At 51.8% G+C, this 15,674-nt stretch carries 25 protein-coding genes; 22 read left to right on the top strand and 3 right to left on the bottom strand.

Going from position 1 to position 15,674, the window contains the following annotated elements; all coding sequences use genetic code 11:
- Positions 1–8: 8 nt before the first annotated feature.
- The 5 genes from ACMWL8_RS08580 to ACMWL8_RS08560 all read left to right on the top strand — a co-directional run bounded on the left by ACMWL8_RS08580 (position 9) and on the right by ACMWL8_RS08560 (position 4,288).
- The gene (locus tag ACMWL8_RS08580) at positions 9–128 is read left to right on the top strand and encodes a GpE family phage tail protein (RefSeq protein ID WP_041908052.1); all 120 of its coding nucleotides are present in this window, start codon (positions 9–11) and stop codon (positions 126–128) included.
- Entirely contained in the window at positions 121–2,400 is a 2,280-nt protein-coding gene (locus ACMWL8_RS08575) for a phage tail tape measure protein (protein WP_045260140.1), read from the top strand. Before ACMWL8_RS08580 ends, ACMWL8_RS08575 begins: the two co-directional genes overlap by 8 nt.
- A gap of 11 nt (positions 2,401–2,411) precedes the next feature.
- Complete coding sequence (locus ACMWL8_RS08570; RefSeq protein WP_041908056.1) at positions 2,412–2,876, top strand: phage tail protein; 465 nt, start codon at positions 2,412–2,414, stop codon at positions 2,874–2,876.
- On the top strand, positions 2,873–4,021 hold the full coding sequence (locus tag ACMWL8_RS08565; RefSeq protein WP_045260141.1) for a phage late control D family protein: 1,149 nt from the start codon (positions 2,873–2,875) through the stop codon (positions 4,019–4,021). Before ACMWL8_RS08570 ends, ACMWL8_RS08565 begins: the two co-directional genes overlap by 4 nt.
- Before the next feature lie 66 nt (positions 4,022–4,087).
- Positions 4,088–4,288, top strand: a complete 201-nt coding sequence (locus ACMWL8_RS08560; RefSeq protein ID WP_052682964.1) for an ogr/Delta-like zinc finger family protein — start codon at positions 4,088–4,090, stop codon at positions 4,286–4,288.
- A 169-nt stretch (positions 4,289–4,457) separates the two neighbouring features.
- Here ACMWL8_RS08560 and ACMWL8_RS08555 read toward each other — a convergent pair whose 3' ends face one another.
- The 3 genes from ACMWL8_RS08555 to ACMWL8_RS08545 are packed head-to-tail and all read right to left on the bottom strand — an operon-like array spanning position 4,458 to position 6,732.
- The gene (locus ACMWL8_RS08555; protein ID WP_017382398.1) at positions 4,458–5,543 is read right to left on the bottom strand and encodes a tyrosine-type recombinase/integrase; all 1,086 of its coding nucleotides are present in this window, start codon (positions 5,541–5,543) and stop codon (positions 4,458–4,460) included.
- Between the two features lie 3 nt (positions 5,544–5,546).
- A complete protein-coding gene (locus ACMWL8_RS08550) occupies positions 5,547–6,077 on the bottom strand; it encodes a hypothetical protein (RefSeq protein WP_045260143.1) in 531 nt (176 codons plus the stop codon).
- Positions 6,078–6,081: 4 nt separating this feature from the next.
- Positions 6,082–6,732: a phage repressor protein CI gene (locus tag ACMWL8_RS08545; RefSeq protein WP_045260144.1), complete on the bottom strand. Its 651-nt coding sequence runs from the start codon at positions 6,730–6,732 to the stop codon at positions 6,082–6,084.
- 84 nt (positions 6,733–6,816) lie between these two features.
- On the opposite strand from ACMWL8_RS08545, the gene ACMWL8_RS08540 reads away from it, so the two are divergent.
- The 17 genes from ACMWL8_RS08540 to ACMWL8_RS08460 all read left to right on the top strand — a co-directional run bounded on the left by ACMWL8_RS08540 (position 6,817) and on the right by ACMWL8_RS08460 (position 15,638).
- Positions 6,817–7,053, top strand: coding sequence for a hypothetical protein (locus ACMWL8_RS08540; RefSeq protein ID WP_026080532.1), 237 nt, complete (start codon positions 6,817–6,819; stop codon positions 7,051–7,053).
- Positions 7,054–7,087: 34 nt separating this feature from the next.
- Positions 7,088–7,597, top strand: a complete 510-nt coding sequence (locus ACMWL8_RS08535; protein ID WP_045260145.1) for a phage regulatory CII family protein — start codon at positions 7,088–7,090, stop codon at positions 7,595–7,597.
- 7 nt (positions 7,598–7,604) lie between these two features.
- Positions 7,605–7,829 carry a phage filamentation protein Fil family protein gene (locus ACMWL8_RS08530; protein WP_017382393.1) on the top strand — a complete coding sequence of 75 codons (225 nt, stop codon included), beginning with the start codon at positions 7,605–7,607 and terminating at the stop codon, positions 7,827–7,829.
- The gene (locus ACMWL8_RS08525; RefSeq protein WP_017382392.1) at positions 7,819–8,019 is read left to right on the top strand and encodes a hypothetical protein; all 201 of its coding nucleotides are present in this window, start codon (positions 7,819–7,821) and stop codon (positions 8,017–8,019) included. Before ACMWL8_RS08530 ends, ACMWL8_RS08525 begins: the two co-directional genes overlap by 11 nt.
- A 69-nt stretch (positions 8,020–8,088) precedes the next feature.
- Complete coding sequence (locus tag ACMWL8_RS08520) at positions 8,089–8,514, top strand: tellurite resistance TerB family protein (RefSeq protein WP_045260146.1); 426 nt, start codon at positions 8,089–8,091, stop codon at positions 8,512–8,514.
- On the top strand, positions 8,514–8,663 hold the full coding sequence (locus tag ACMWL8_RS08515; RefSeq protein WP_017382390.1) for a DUF3927 family protein: 150 nt from the start codon (positions 8,514–8,516) through the stop codon (positions 8,661–8,663). The genes ACMWL8_RS08520 and ACMWL8_RS08515 overlap by 1 nt, the downstream gene beginning before the upstream one ends.
- A 103-nt stretch (positions 8,664–8,766) precedes the next feature.
- Positions 8,767–9,000, top strand: a complete 234-nt coding sequence (locus ACMWL8_RS08510) for a DUF2732 family protein (protein WP_045260147.1) — start codon at positions 8,767–8,769, stop codon at positions 8,998–9,000.
- On the top strand, positions 9,000–9,227 hold the full coding sequence (locus ACMWL8_RS08505; RefSeq protein ID WP_045260148.1) for a TraR/DksA family transcriptional regulator: 228 nt from the start codon (positions 9,000–9,002) through the stop codon (positions 9,225–9,227). The genes ACMWL8_RS08510 and ACMWL8_RS08505 overlap by 1 nt, the downstream gene beginning before the upstream one ends.
- A complete protein-coding gene (locus tag ACMWL8_RS08500) occupies positions 9,224–9,538 on the top strand; it encodes a DUF3850 domain-containing protein (protein WP_045260149.1) in 315 nt (104 codons plus the stop codon). Before ACMWL8_RS08505 ends, ACMWL8_RS08500 begins: the two co-directional genes overlap by 4 nt.
- A complete protein-coding gene (locus ACMWL8_RS08495; protein WP_045260150.1) occupies positions 9,535–10,380 on the top strand; it encodes a DNA adenine methylase in 846 nt (281 codons plus the stop codon). Before ACMWL8_RS08500 ends, ACMWL8_RS08495 begins: the two co-directional genes overlap by 4 nt.
- The gene (locus ACMWL8_RS08490; protein WP_157843451.1) at positions 10,377–10,553 is read left to right on the top strand and encodes a hypothetical protein; all 177 of its coding nucleotides are present in this window, start codon (positions 10,377–10,379) and stop codon (positions 10,551–10,553) included. The genes ACMWL8_RS08495 and ACMWL8_RS08490 overlap by 4 nt, the downstream gene beginning before the upstream one ends.
- Positions 10,550–12,853 (top strand): replication endonuclease, encoded by a 2,304-nt coding sequence (locus ACMWL8_RS08485; RefSeq protein WP_045260151.1) that lies wholly within the window; start codon positions 10,550–10,552, stop codon positions 12,851–12,853. The genes ACMWL8_RS08490 and ACMWL8_RS08485 overlap by 4 nt, the downstream gene beginning before the upstream one ends.
- A gap of 151 nt (positions 12,854–13,004) precedes the next feature.
- Entirely contained in the window at positions 13,005–13,700 is a 696-nt protein-coding gene (locus ACMWL8_RS08480) for a DNA adenine methylase (protein WP_045260152.1), read from the top strand.
- A gap of 159 nt (positions 13,701–13,859) precedes the next feature.
- Positions 13,860–14,048: a hypothetical protein gene (locus ACMWL8_RS08475; RefSeq protein WP_014884914.1), complete on the top strand. Its 189-nt coding sequence runs from the start codon at positions 13,860–13,862 to the stop codon at positions 14,046–14,048.
- Between the two features lie 9 nt (positions 14,049–14,057).
- The gene (locus tag ACMWL8_RS08470; RefSeq protein WP_001217561.1) at positions 14,058–14,291 is read left to right on the top strand and encodes a DinI family protein; all 234 of its coding nucleotides are present in this window, start codon (positions 14,058–14,060) and stop codon (positions 14,289–14,291) included.
- A gap of 286 nt (positions 14,292–14,577) precedes the next feature.
- Entirely contained in the window at positions 14,578–14,796 is a 219-nt protein-coding gene (locus ACMWL8_RS08465) for a hypothetical protein (protein WP_032706396.1), read from the top strand.
- Positions 14,796–15,638 (top strand): hypothetical protein, encoded by an 843-nt coding sequence (locus tag ACMWL8_RS08460; protein ID WP_045260153.1) that lies wholly within the window; start codon positions 14,796–14,798, stop codon positions 15,636–15,638. Before ACMWL8_RS08465 ends, ACMWL8_RS08460 begins: the two co-directional genes overlap by 1 nt.
- Positions 15,639–15,674: the final 36 nt, after the last annotated feature.

Raw genomic sequence — 15,674 nt, 5'->3', positions numbered from 1 at the left:
ACGATCTGATGGCGGATATCGCGGTGATATTTCACTGGCCGCCGTCAGAGCTATACACCCTGAGCGTGACCGAACTCCTCTTATGGCGCGAAAAAGCGCTGCAGCGAAGCGGAAACCACCATGAGTAATAATGTCAGACTTCAGGAATTGCTTAAGGCTGTCGACCGGGCAACCCGACCGCTTAACGCTCTCCATAACGCCAGCCTCACTCTCGCGAACGATATCCGCGATGCGCAGGTGGCGCTCGGGGCACTCGATGAGCAGGCGGGGCGTATCAACGGCTTCAGGAAAGCAAACGGCCAGCTCGCCATGACGGAGCAGTCCCTTGCTCAGGCGAAACAGCAGGCAGCGGCGCTGGCGGTGCAGTTTAAAAACACGCAAAACCCCACCCAGGCACAGGCTGATGCGCTGTCCGCGGCCCGAAAATCGGCAGCCGATCTTAAGCTTGAGTACAACAGCTTACGCTACTCGGTACAGCGTCAACGTGCTGAGCTCGCACAGGCGGGGATAAACACGCGCACGCTTTCGTCGGACGAGCGTCGTCTACGAACCAACATCAGCGAGAAAACGCAGCAGCTTAACCGGCAGCGGGATGCGCTGGCCCGCGTCAACCAGCAGCAGGAGCGGCTGAGTACCGTTCAGAACCGCTACGAGTCAGGCAAGCGCGCTGTCGCGCGGGTGCAGCAGCTGGCTAATGCGGGTGTAGGCATAGCAAAAGCGGGCTTTGACCAGACGTCCCGCTTTATGGCGCCTGGCATCAGCTTTGAAAAGCAGATGTCTGCCATTCAGGCAAACCTTGGTCTGGATAAGGGGGATTCCCGGCTTGAGGCCATTCGCCAGCAGGCGCGGGAGGTCAGTACCAGGACCGGAGTACCTGCAGATACGGTCGTCCGGGCACAGAGCGAACTGACCCGTTCAGGCTATGACGCCGATGGGCTGCTTGCGGCCACCGCGCCAACGGTCAACCTCAGCCTGGCGGGGAATGTCGACGCGGCAAAAGCGGCCGATATTATCAGCAGCACGCAGGCCGCGTACAGCCTGGCCGATGCGGACGCGGGACGCATCGCAGATGTGCTTACGCGCGGTTCTACCTCTTCAAATACCAGCCTCGCTGAGATGGCGGCGGCCCTGAACGCCGCTGCGCCAGCCGCGGACGCCGCCGGTATCGGGCTTGAAGAGACAACGGCGCGGCTTGGCGTTCTGGCGGAAAAGGGGATGTACGGTGCTGCCGCCGGGGACGCGCTCAGCGCGATGTTGCGCCAGGTTCAGACTCCGGATGCCATAAAAGCCGCAGGGGCGCTGGTTTCCGCCGCGGGTGATGGATCGCTTGATGAAAAACGTAAGCAGCTGCAGGGGGCAAAGGGCAGTACCGCGCTCGCGGCTTCCGTTCAGACCGATAATCTTGACGGCGATATCAACCGATTCCAGGCCGCGTGGAGCGGGTTGAAGATTGACGTGTTCGATAAAGCGGATGGCGCTCTGCGCAACCTGATAACAACCGCAACCGGCTGGCTCAGCACGGCCTCCCTTTGGGTGAATGCCAACCCTGAGCTGACGCAGACTCTCGCCAGCATTGTTGTCGGCGCGCAGGCGTTTGCTGGCGTACTGGGCGGCGTAGGAACAGTTATCGCCCCGGTTCTGACGGGCGTCAATATGATCATCACCGCGGCCGGGATGTTGGGAACGGTATTCAGCGTGGTGGGCGGCGCCATCATGACGGTGCTGGGTGCCCTTAGCTGGCCGGTGATTGCCCTTGGCGCGGCGATTGCCGCCGGAGCCTTGCTGATTTTTAAATACTGGGAACCCATCAGCGCCTTCTTTGGCGGGGTGATGGAAGGGCTTTCGACGGCCTTCGCACAACTGGGGGCGATGTTCTCACCGGTGATAACGGTATTTGATGCTATCTCGGAGAAGCTGGGCGGTATCTGGCAATGGTTCACCGATTTGGTTGCGCCGATCAAGGCGACGCAGGAAACGCTGGATGGCTGTAAAAATGCTGGCGTGATTTTTGGGCAGGCGTTGGGCGATGCGTTAACGGCACCGCTTGATCTCTTTAACAGCCTGAGCGGCAAGGCCAGCTGGCTGCTGGAGAAACTCGGTCTTATCAAAAACGAGTCGGGCAATCTCGACTCCGCTGCGGCAAAAGCAGAAGCGGCATCCTCTCCTGTGGGCAGCTCTTATATTCCGGGTACGGGGACCTATGGCGGTTACCAAGGGTATCAACCAACCATCGCCACAGGGGGACGCTCTTACGTCGATCAGAGTAAAAGCGAGTACAACATTACCCTGCAGGGAGGCCCGGCCTCCGGAATGGATCTGACGCGTCAAATCCGAGAGGCAATAGATAACATTGAACAGGATAAAGCGAGACGGCAGCAATCCAGCTTTATGTATGGTTGAGGAGAGAGAAAATGTTAATGGTGCTGGGTCTGTTTGTCTTTGAACGACGAACCTTACCGTATCAGACAATGCAGTTTACAAAGGACTACCGCTGGGCGTCCAACGATCGCATCGGGAAGCCCAAAGCCTGGCAATATCTTGGCGAAGGTGAGACCTCCTTTAGCCTCACCGGAGTACTTTACCCGGAGCTCACGGGAGGGCGGCTTTCTCTCAAGGCGGTTGAGCTGATGGCGAATGAAGGGCGGGCATGGCCGTTGATAGATGGTACCGGCATCATTCACGGCATGTTTATCATTGAGAAAGTCACGCATACACATTCGGATTTCTACAGCGATGGTACCGCGCGAAAAATTGAATTTTCCCTGTCGCTAAAACGCGTGGACGAATCGCTGATGAAGATGTTTGGCGATCTGAGAACGCAGGCTGAAGAGCTGGTGACGAGCGCACGTAATAGTATTGGAGGGCTGGTGGGATGATCGCCGAGATGAATATCCGGGCGGGCGGCAAAATCGCCCCTGACTTTATGCTTAAGCTTAACGACCGTGATATCACGCAAAATTTCAGCCACCGCCTTATCAGTTTATCCATGACCGACAAACGTGGGCTTGAAGCCGATCAGCTGGATATTCAACTGGATGATTCCGATGGGCTGTTAGACCTGCCAGCCCGGGGAGCAACGCTCTCCTTATGGCTGGGGTGGGAGGGAGCTCCGCTCCAGCCGAAAGGGAACTTCACGATCGACACAATTGAATTTCGGGGGGCGCCGGACACCCTGACCATTCGGGGATGCAGCGCGGATTTTCGTGGGAAGCTAAACGTGCGGCGCGAACAGTCGTGGCATGACACGACGATCGGCGCGATAGTCACTACTATCGCTCAGCGGAACCAGTTGACCACAAGCGTTGCGGCTGGGCTTTCATCCATTGCCATTTCTCATATTGACCAGTCTCAGGAGACTGACGCGGCGTTTCTCACCCGCCTGGCCGAACGCAATGGTGCATTTGTTTCCATCAAAGCCGGGAAGGTCATTTTCATGAAAGCGGGCCAGGCCGTGACGGCCAGCGGCACAGCGATTCCCTTAATGATGATTGAACGTGGGGATGGCGATCGGCACCTTTTTTCCGTCGCCGACCGTGAAAGTTATTCCGGCGTGACGGCCAAATGGCTGCAAACGCGCGATCCAAAACAGCAAAATACTCAATTGAGTATTAATCGCCAAGTTGGGGGGCAGCCCACAGAGGTGCTACAGCATCCGGATGCCGCCGCGTCGGGAGCTAAAGGCATGGAGCCGAAGCCGAAAGAGAGGCTGGTGGGATCGGCGGAGAACGTGTTTGAGCTTGCTACGGTGTATGCGTCTGAAGAGCAGGCGCTCAGGGCTGCGGAGGCGAAGTGGCGCGCGCTTCAGCGGGGAACCGTGAAATTTTCTATCCAGCTGGCGCTGGGGCGAGCCGATCTGTTTCCCGAAACGCCGGTGCTGGTTAACGGCTTTAAACGAGTCATTGACGAGCAGGCGTGGATCATCAGCGAAGTGGTTCATACGCTGAGCGGGAGTGGATTTACCACGCAGCTGAACCTTGAGCTGAACGTCACCGACGAAAAATTTTCTGTGGATAGAGAGTAATTCATTTGCCATTACGTTGTTTTTGAGTATTATTAATTCACATAAAGTGAATTAAAGGGAGGGTGTATGTTTCATTGTCCTAAGTGCAAGCATTCAGCGCATGCGCGTACCAGTCGCTATTTAAGTGAAAACACCAAAGAGCGCTATCATCAGTGCACCAATGTGGACTGCAGCTGTACGTTCGTGACGATGGAATCCGTAGAGCGTCTGATTGCAACTCCTGGCGCCTCTGAACGTGTCCGAACGGCTTCGTTGAGTCACGGTTAACGGCGGTGCCACCGGCTCATAAAAAACCAATAAAAAAGCCACTCAATCGAGTGGCTTAATTCTTTGATTCTACATCTAAAATTTGGTGGCCCCTGCTGGACTTGAACCAGCGACCAAGCGATTATGAGTCCGAACCGTATTTCATTAAAAACAATGATTTACAGTAAATTCAAGCGCATAGGATTTCGTATATTGTCGAAAAGTATTGCATAGTGCTGCGCTGTGCTGCCATTTTGCTGCCACCAATTAGGTTTAAGGGGTTAAGTTGAACCGCTTCTGTTAGATGGTCGGGGGCAAAGTGAGCATACCGCATTGTCACTTTAATATCCGTATGTCCAAGTATGCGTTGTAAGACCAGAATATTGCCGCCCCCCATCATGAAATGGCTGGCAAAAGTATGTCGTAGAACGTGCGACAGCTGGCCGTCTGGCAGCTCTATTCCCGCGCGCTTTATCGCGCTCCTGAATGCTGAATAACATCCGGTAAAGAGTGGCTTCGAGGTTCGACTTTTGGGTAGCAATTCGTAAAGCTCATCACTGATTGGAACCGCACGGTTTTTCTTACCTTTCGTTTTGATAAAGGTTATTTTGCCGGGGCTTATCTGCTTGCCAGTTAAGCTTTCAGCCTCTCCCCATCTTGCGCCGGTCGCAAGGCAGATTTTGACAATCGTGGTTAAATCACCTGCTTTGCTTTTCTCGCATTCCTCAAGCAAGCGCGTCGCTTCCTCAACCGTAAGCCAGGCTAGCTCAACTTCTGCAATCTTAAACTCTCTGACGTTTTCGAGAGGGTTTGGCGCTGTCCAATCATCAAGTCTTTTCAGCTCATTGAACATAGCCCGAAAGTAAGCCAGTTCCAGGTTTACCGTGCGAGGAGTTACGGACTTAACGCGATCTGAGCGGGTTATTTTCCCGCTTAAACGCTGCTCTCTATACGTTGAGAATAATTTTGCGTTGAATTCAGTTGCGAGGGGATCGCCCATAGCGAGACAGGCAAACTCCATTGCGCCTTTACGCTTCTCGCCATCAGCGAGTGTTACACCATGTGCGTTATACCAGGCTGTAACCAAATCCCGAACGCGGCGTTTGTCTGTCTTCTCGCCCAGCCACGGCTTATCCTGGGCTTGTTCCTTTACATGGCGCTCGAATGCCAGAGCCTCGCCCTTAGTGGCAAACTGGCGCCGGATGCGTTTTCCTTCGCGGCCGTTCGGGAATACCTGGGCTTGCCACTTACCATTGGGGAGTTTGCTTACTGCCATAAATTATTCCTCTGGAAGTGGATATAACATGGTGATCCAGTCATAGACATTCATCACCTCGCCGGATTCTCGAAGGACAATTTCTTGGTTAGTAATGCGATCAATCCGAAACGTTCTGATCTCTTTGCGTAAGTTGCAGTAACCAGTAAGGCAGTCTAAACCCACATTCTTAACATTAACTTCGCGCGTTGTTGCTACCCCGGCAGAATTACAATATTGAAAAGTAATTAGATTCAGATTAATGCTGGCACTGTTCGTTGACGAGTTAGTGCCGCCATTGTCAACAGCTGCATCCGCCGCTGATTCTGATGGGCCCTTGGAAGAAGGGCGCAGCATTTCCAGAATGGCGCCAATTGCACCTAAAATTACGAAAGCTGTAAAAGCATGCGCGCCTACCGCAGAGAAATGTTGAATTAGATAAAAAACGCCTATCAAAATGACGCTGCAGGTGATTTTTTCTGTCTTCTTCTTCGCTGTGCGCATCACTATGAACCCACAGACAAAGATTGTTATTGCCTCAATGAAAACGATCATCTCTTCACTCTATGAATTCCATTTTGCCGACTGCTTTCCCAAGTGCCTTAACGTCATCAGCATTACACTCGAATGAAGCTTTGCCATTTTCAACCCGTAACCTTCCACCCGGTAAGCGGTACATTTCACGAACGCTGATAACGTTATCCATTTCTATCAGCCAGAAACCATCGACTAGCTCACCACTAAAGGTATCAACTATCCAAATGACACCATCGAAACTAATTAAGCGAGGTTCACTCGTTTTCGGTGGTAGTAGCTCTGATGCAATTGATACCGTTTTGTGATTGCTTATAACCCCATTTTGGATTTCAGAAAGCTCTATTTGGGTTTGTTCTGGCGCGTGCCTGTTGAGATTGTTTGCTTCATTTTGTGGTATGGGCATAGGTGGGTTGCCTTGTCCATAAACCAACCATTCCAGCGATGCTCCAGTCTCCATCGCGCATATCAACACCCAATCAGCAGGGAAGTTACCGCGCATTACCCTGTTTGCCATTGTGCTTTGAGACACGTCTAAATGACGGCATAACGCTTGACGCGATGTGAAACCATAAGCCGCACAAATCCTTTCAATGGGGTCCTTGCCACCATTTGGGAGTGTGATTGATTTACGATTCGTAAAATCTTTTTGTTGACCGTTCCAATTTTGGATCATAGTATTTACGCAAAGTGAGTTGTCGAATAGTGTTGAACGCTCCCGAATAGTGTAGAGAACGTTACAAAAGAGGAATAGTGCATCATGAGCCGTCAATTATCAATGCGCCCCAGTATCAACCTTGTGGTGTCAGAGCCATATATCACGCTTGATGAGTTCTGCCGCCGTACCGGTTATAAAACCAGCTATGCCCGCCAAATGATTCGCGAAGGGCGCCTACCAATCCGCAAGAAAGAAAACGCTAACGGTCTGGTTGAAGTGAACATGTTCGCGTTGACGATGGAAGCCGCTCAAGGCTGTGAAATCGCAATGCAAGCCTGATAGTTCCATTTTGGGATAGAAAAGGACTCACAGCATGTTTGATTATCGCGTTTCCAAACATCCTCACTTTGATGAAGCCTGCCGCGCTTTTGCATTGCGTCACAATATGGCGAAGCTGGCAGACCGCGCAGGAATGAAGGTCCAGACGCTGCGCAACAAGCTTAACCCTGAGCAGCCCCATCAGCTCACGCCGCCGGAAATCTGGCTGCTAACGGATATAACTGAGGACTCCACGCTGGTTGATGGTTTCCTTGCTCAAATTCATTGCCTGCCGTGCGTACCTACGAACGAAGTGGCAAAAGAAAAACTCCCGCATTACGTCATGAGCGCGACAGCTGAAATTGGTCGTGTGGCTGCCGGTGCTGTGTCGGGTGAAGTTGGGACAACAGCTGGGCGGCGCGATGTGATCAGCAGCATCAATTCTGTCACCCGCCTTATGGCGTTGGCTGCGATATCCATGCAGGCGCGTCTGCAGGCTAACCAAGCCATGGCTAGCACTATTGATACGGTTACAGGTATCAGTGCGACTTTCGGGTTTATGTGAGGTGGTCATGCTGAAAAACGAACCTTCTTTCGCCTCGCTCCTGGTAAAGCAAAGCCCGGCAATGCACTACGGCCACGGCTGGATTACAGGAGATAACGGCAAGCGCTGGCACCCGTGCCGCGATCAGTCCGAATTATTAAACGGGCTGAAAACAAAAGCGGCTAAGCCGTCAGCTTTTTTAATTATTCGCATTGCTCGTTTGATTATTAAAGGAGTGAAACATGTCTCGTAATGAGCTGAGAATTATTCTGGGCGTGATCATCCCAAATATGGCGGAAGGTTTTGAAATTAAAACCCGTGACGGCGCTGTTTTGCGTGTCGATCCTGAATGGGAGTGCTGCAAAGAATTTAAAGAAGGTTTGCAGGCTGAAATTATCAACCAAATTAAAAGTAAGCCTGTTCCGGTTGCCGGTTATATCTAATTTGACGCCTGCCTAATGCTCATAACGTGGGCATTGTGAAGACAGTCAACTAAAAATGAGGAAATAACAATGTTTGGAATCTTTAAAAAGAAAGCTCGTAAAGCCGTTGTTGAAGTTAAAAAAATGGAAAACCGCGACGCGGTAGAGGCCACTGTTTGGGGCGTCTATTCCATTGCGTACGCTGACGGAACCTGTGACGCGAAAGAAATCGGCGTGCTGGAAAAAACAATTTCAGCTCTGCCAGCCTTTGCGCCTTTTGCCGGTGAAATTGCGCAGATGAGCAGTAATATCCGCGCCCGCTATGAAGCATCGCCGCGTAGCGCTAATGCTCAGGCTCTGCGTGAACTTGCGGATGTTGCGGGAACTGACGACGCGGTAAACGTGTTGTGCCTGTGTCTTGATATTGCTGACCAGGACGGTATCGGCAGCGAGGAAGAAGCGCAGCTTAAGAAAATTGCGCAGGCTCTCCAGTTGTCACTAGACCAGTACCTGTAATGGGAAAGCTGCGTTGTCTCATTATCTGTGTGCTGCTGTTCTTGGTTGTTGCAGTAGATTTCACGGGCCGTCTTATGTCGATGTTGGCTGATGGTGTTTTGGTTGCGGGGATTATTGCAGTAGCGCTTCCAATGTTTAAGAAAGCCTGATTCTTACAGCCCGCGTTGCGCGGGCTATATCTGAGTAAATAACCCGTTTTTTATGGCGTAAACCCGCCGGGCATTTTTTTGCCCGAATTTTGAGGAAATGAATATGAAAAATATTAAAACCCACTCAACGAAAACAGGCCCAGACGATGCTGGCCTGTTCGCTTTGTTAAATGAAACGCGCCTGGATGAGCGCCGTTGCCGTGCTGATGCAATGGCGGCTCGTCTGGATAGTCTGGCCGTGCGCATCGTTTCCCGTCAGTTGAGCCATATCGAGGCGGCCGAACTGCTTCGCGTTGAAGCGGTACGCATCCAGAACGAAGCGCAGGAGCTGCATTAATGGCTGATTCAATGGACCTCGCCCAGCAGCGCGAACAGGAAGATCGTGAGCGCCATATCAACAATGCCCGCGCAAAAGTGCCGGGCGTTTCCCGTGTCCTCTGTGCGGTGTGTGATGCTCCGATCCCGCCAGCTCGCCGCCGCGCTATTCCAGGCGTGCAGTGCTGTGTGACCTGTCAGGAAATCGCAGAGCTAAAAAGCAAACACTACAACGGAGGTGCGTTATGACTACGCGCGTTCACCAGGTAAAAATCGCTCCGGCCTATTTCAATGCCGTTGTTGCAGGCGAAAAACGTGCAGAGCTTAGGAAGGATGATCGGGGCTATAAAGTCGGTGACCTTCTTTCTTTGTGCGAATGGGACCACGACGGCAAATATACCGGCAGAGAATGCGCTGCAGTTATTACCCATATTCTGCCAGTAAATGACGTTCTTCCTATGCCGGGAAACTGGATTCCGGGTAGTTGGGTGATGCTATCAATTCGCCCGTTCACAACCGTAGAAGCGCTGGTTCACTTATTCACAGGGAGTGTCAAATGAGCACTATCCTGAAATGGGCGGGAAACAAAACCGCCATCATGCCCGAACTGAAAAAGCACCTCCCAGCTGGCCCGCGATTGGTTGAACCTTTCGCGGGTTCCTGTGCTGTGATGATGGCAACAGACTATCCTCATTATCTTGTCGCGGATATCAACCCTGATTTAATAAATCTATATCGTGACATAGCAACAGACGCATCTGCTTTTATTGAGCGTGCCAAACATCTGTTTAAAGTCTTTAATAGTGAAGATGGTTATTATGATAGCCGTGATTCATTCAATTACGATAAAGACCCTGAATGGCGCGCGCCGCTTTTTTTATTCTTAAATCGTCACTGTTACCGTGGGCTTTGCCGTTATAACAAAAAGGGGGTGTTTAACGTCCCTTACGGTAATTATAAAAATCCTTATTTCCCGGAAAGTGAAATCCGCGCTTTTGCAGAGAAAGCCATTCGCGCAACGTTCATTTGTGCCAGCTACGACGAAACGTTGGCCTTATTGGTGCCTGGCGATGTTGTTTATTGCGACCCGCCTTATGACGGTACTTTCACTGATTATCATACCGCCGGGTTTACTGAGGATGATCAGTATCATTTGGCGTCTATTCTTGAACGCCGCTCATCTGAGGGCCATCCGGTCATTGTTTCAAACAGCGACACTTTTCTTACTCGTTCACTTTACCGGGATTTCACTCATAAACGCCTCACAGCAAAACGCAGCATGGGGGTTGCTGCTGGTGATGCTAAGTCTGCCGTGGAAATCATCGCCGTATCAAAACCATCAAGAGTCGCTGTTGATGCCCTCCTGTCTGCCCATGACTCATCTGTGGAGGCCAGGGCATGAAAAAAGATGCGCTGCTCATCACTGCATATGACCCGGCCAACGGGGAAGAAATCGCTGTTTCGGCTGTTATACGTTTCGACCGCGAAACCGGAATTTTTACGGTGATTTCTATAAACCGAAACCCAGAAGGTTTGGGTGAGGAAGCATTCATCAGCGTTGAGATTGATGAATGACTGATGCAGTTTTTCCCTACGCATGGAATGCCCCGCGCCCTGCAATCGGTGGTTTTAAGCAAGCCGATGCGGCGCCGGGGATCATGTATCTGACGCCGGACGGCAATCGCAAGCGTTTGTCGATTGCCGAACTGGCAGAAACGGATGAAGCACCAGACCGGGGCCGGGCGGTTCGTCGTCGCCTGGCTTCGCTGCCTCATTTTGTCCGTCGTATGTATGCTCAAAAACTTGAACAGGTAGACCGTAAAGGCAAACAAGCGGCTGATGCCTGGCTAATCAATACCTTTGAACGATTCGTTCTGAGTCGTATAGATCAGGTCAACGAGCAGTATCTGCCGCAGGGGGTTATGCCTGCGGCTTTGTTGCCTCTGCGTGAACAATTCTGGCGCCTGCTTTGGGCTGGCAAAAGAGAGCTGAAACGGCTGGCGCATAACCTTGCTGACCTGTTGGGTAGCGAGTTTAACCGCGAGTTTGATTTCCAGATGGCCCGCGCGTCCGATCCCCATTTCGCCACCCTGTCAGGTTATGGCCGCATGGGGTTTCTTGCCAATCACCTCAAAACGTCGGTCCCGTGCTGGACGGCCTACTGCAAAGAAGAGCTGGAGGCGGAAGACGCACTGAAAGCAGTTGCCCGCCTGCAGTCTCCGCAGTGGTGGCTTAATCGTCTGCGCCGTATGCATGCTCGCTGGCGTGAGCATCTGATGGTTGCGGCCGGATATGTACACAAAAAATCCGCACCGTACTGCAGTGACCCATGTTTGCAGGAATGGACGGCGCAAAAGAAAGCCAACCGCGAATTTCTGAAAGCGATGGAGCTGGAAGATGAGGACACCGGAGAGCGCGTATCGCTGATTGATAAAGTGGCCGGCAGCGTTGCCAACCCAGCCAACCGACGCCGTGAACTGATGGCGCGCATGCGTGGGTTCGAAGATTTAGCGAATGAGGCCGGGCTGGCCGGGGCGTTCTTCACGCTTACCGCTCCATCCAAATACCACTCAATGCAGTACGACGGGCGCCGGAACAACAAATACAGCGGCGCGTCACCGCGTGAAACGCAGAAATATCTTTGCAAAGTATGGGCGCGCACGCGTGCGGCCTGGCTGCGCAATGGTATTCGCGTGTTTGGCTTTCGCGTTGTTGAGCCTCACCACGACGAAACCCCGCACTGGCACCTCCTGCTTTTCATGCGCCCGGAGCATATCGAACCAGCAACAACAATCTTTCGTAAGCACGCCATGCGTGAGGATGGGAATGAGCCTGGCGCCGCTGAAAACCGCTTCGAAATGAAACCCATCGAGAAAGAGAAGGGCAGCGCTACGGGCTATATCGCCAAATACATTTCAAAAAATATTGATGGCTATCAGCTTGATGACGATCTGGATGATGAAACCGGCAAGCCTCTGAAAGAGATGGCGCGCCGCGTAAGTGCCTGGGCGTCTCGCTGGGCGATCCGTCAGTTCCAGCAGATAGGCGGCGCACCGGTAACAGTGTGGCGTGAATTGCGCCGCCTCGGTGATCGTGAGCTGGTCCTGCACCCCGAAATTGAGCCAGTGCGCCAGGCCGCTGACAGCAGCGCGTGGGATTTGTACGTGAGTGCTCAGGGTGGCCCGCTGGTTTCCCGTGATCTCCTGCGCGTGCGCCTCAGCTATGAAGTCACCGAAAACGGCAACCTTTACGGGGATGACGTCTCCAAAATTTCCGGCGTTTACTCTCCGATCCGTGGGCCGGAATCGCTGATTCATACGCGCACTACCAAATACAAAATTGTGCCGAAACGTCAGGCCGACGGCGTTTCCGGTTTTGACCTTGATTTTTCAGGCGGCCCCGCCGCCCCTCGGAGTTCTGTCAATAACTGTACGCGGGAGCCGCGGGAGGTTGAAAAACACGCCGATCCTGGCGGCACGGTCATGAATGACTGTGCCAGCTGGGCGGATATTGGCTCTTTATCCCGGAAAGAAAAACGGGTGATAGCGCAGCGGCTGAGCGACGCGGCAAGGGTAACTAACAAGCGCGTCAAAGTGAGGCCAAAAGCCAGCCCTATGACGGAGCAGGAAAAGCAAATTAGTGAGCTGCTGTCTCTGCGTGGTGTGGATGCCAGTGCCGGAATGGTCCGTTCGTTGATTTCTGGCGCGGTGGTTGCCATTGGCGATCAGGTGTTAACGGTTGAAGAAGGGCGCCTTACTGTCCGAAACCGTACTGCTGCAGGTGTTCAACGTCTGGCGTCCCAGATTGTGGAGATTAAACAGCAGGCGGATGACCTTTTGAACCGAATGAAGCGTGCATTTTCAGCGCGTGAATAGCCCGTGATCAACATGGTCAGGTCTGACGGTGTGGTACCGCGTTCCGTCATTCACCGTCAGAAATGACAGTGCTGGCCATTCATCGAGTAACGTCATTTTCGACTGTGCTGCAGGTGAATTAAAACGAAATCAGGAGTTGAGGAAAAAAGAAATGACCTATCTGGGAAGCAAGGCCGCAAGCGGTGTTTTTCAAAAGATTATTGCGGAAATGCCGCCGCATGATACCTACATTGAGACGCACCTGGGCGGTGGCGCTGTCATGTTGCGTAAGCCACCGGCCCGCCGCAATTGGGGCATTGATATTGATCCCCTGACGGTTGAGGCGTTCTGCCAGGGCAATGCTGATTTCCTTGATACCGTGGGCGATAGCCTTTTTATCGATGTTGCCGATGCGGTGCAGTTTTTAAGGGACTTCGATTTTTCCTCCGCCGGTCGTGTGCTGGTTTACGCAGACCCTCCCTATCTGCATGAAACGCGCACCAGTGCCGCGCGTTATCGCAATGAATATACGGTTGCCGATCATGAGCGGCTGCTGGCCTGCCTTAAAAGCCTGCCAAAAAATGCCAGTGTGATTTTGTCCGGCTACCCATCAGCGCTTTATGACGAACTGTTAACGGGCTGGCGCCAGAAAGAATTTCAGGCCATGACACGCGGCGGCGTGCGCACAGAGAAAATCTGGATGAATTACCCGGAGGGGAGAGCCTACTCGCACACTTTTGCGGGTAAGGATTACAACGACAGGGAGCGCATCAAACGCAAGGCGAAGCGCTGGCGCGAAAAGTTCGCAGCTTTGCCCCATGCCGAGCGACTGGCAATAATGACGGCGCTGAGTGAAGTTAATGATTAACCTCAGCAAACAGACTCATCTGATTGATTGATAAAAAATATTTTACAACCCCGAAATCCTCCTATACTGTATATATAAACAGTGGATATGCATACAGTTATCAGCATCTCTTCCTGGGGATGCTGGTTGGTTTATCCCGTAGTGAGGATAGGAGGGAAAATGCAGGACTATCTTTTGGAGTCGTTGAAACTCCAGCGTATTGATTTCTTTATCAAGCTTGTAGCGGCTAGTGAGTGCAGCGAAGAAGAGAAACGCCTTGCGATCCAGTGGGTGTCGGAACTGACGGACGAGCTGATGGCGAAAATTCGGAACCATGATTACGGCCAGGCGATGGACGTTATCAACTAAGGGGGCTTTATGCGCATTGAAATAATGATCGATAAAGAGCAGAAGATAAGCCAGGCTACACTGGACGCCCTTGAATCCGAGCTTTACCGTAATTTGCGCCCTCTGTATCCCAAAACAGCAATTCGTATCCGTAAGGGCAGCGCCAATGGCGTTGAGCTGAGCGGGTTAAAGCTAGATGAAGACAAAAAGCGAGTGATGGAAATAATGCAGCAGGTCTGGGAGGACGACAGCTGGTTACATTAGCGAACGTTGCGGACGATAAAACTGGTTTTTACCGTCCGCAAGGTTGAACAACGAGCCACGCGAGGCGTTAGAAATTGTCTTGGTTAGTGCCTACTTCTCATAAGAGGCACTATATATGCTAAATGCAGCGGGTTAAGGCAGAAACATCTTGCGCGATTAGGGGCAATGAACTTAAGTTAAGTAACGCAACCAACAGTTAAAACGGTTGTCTTAGTTATAAGGAATTTGCTGTTGTGGTTGCTGGTGACGAAGTGTACACTTCCGCGCCATATAAGAAGGAGGGGTTATGTCAAGTATCGCCGCATTGAGGCTGGGTAATCCAGTTGAACGTTTGGCACGGGTTCTGAAAGAGAACCAGGACAAGCTCAATCTGAGTAAAGATGGTTTTGTGTCCGTAGATTTGTCCAACGAAGAAGCTATGAAAGCCATCAGAGATCAGATGGATAAGCTTGAAGGGATCAAAACGAGCACTGTCAAAGCAAAACATTATTACAGAACCCGATAATGGCAACATTACTTTTAGCAGTGATTTTGGTTAGTGGTTTTATATATGTAAACCTATCACTTTCAACACGCTATAGATATAAGCGTTCCAATGGCTGGGACGCTTATTTTTTTGTGGCTGCATGGGGAATTGTCTTTTTCCTCGCTGGCGGCTTTCTTACATTTGCTCTTAACATCAGTGGTGGGTTTCGCTGGCTTTCCAATGCGCTGAATCTGACTCCAGACAGCTTTAACGGGATGTTATCCACCACAACGGATAAGCCGCAGCGCATCAATGAAATTAAGCAGATCGCGTGGGTTGTGATTTCAATAGTTCTGGCGGCCCTGTTCGGTTGGCTAAACAAACGGCGTACTTCGAAGGGTGATCGCCGTTGGGATGCACTGGCAAAGGCTGTGGGAAACAATGCCTTTGAGTCACTACTCATGGAAGCATCAGCGCGTCAATTCCCTATCATCGCTACACTTTCATCACGCAAAATCTATGTAGGGCTGGTGACTTGTCCGGCGCTGGAAAATGGATTGTCGGAACACCTTGAAATTCTCCCCATGCTGAGCGGATATCGTGACAAAGACGACCTAACGATAAATATCACGACAAACTACCATCAGCACTATCTTGAAAGCGGCGTCATTAGTGGAATGTCGCGCCTGAATATTCAGGATTTCCGTGTGTTGATCCCTAAAGATGAAGTTGAAACTATCTCGTTTTTTGACACTGAAACGTATAACAAATTTAAAGAAGACGAAGCGCGCGACCGGAAAGACTGCCGCAAGTTGGGTGGTAAAAAGCCATCAACACGCAGGAGAAGGCCTACTGGCGACGCAGAGCAGGGTAGTGCATGACTATGCTGCATGAATCCGCATGATCGTTTGAGGATC

This window comes from Enterobacter sp. 04-C-12-SI-ECC, from assembly GCF_047530715.1.
Lineage (GTDB): Bacteria > Pseudomonadota > Gammaproteobacteria > Enterobacterales > Enterobacteriaceae > Enterobacter > Enterobacter bugandensis.
The sequence above is the reverse complement of the archived record's forward strand: the minus strand, read 5'-3'. Positions and strand labels throughout refer to the sequence as shown.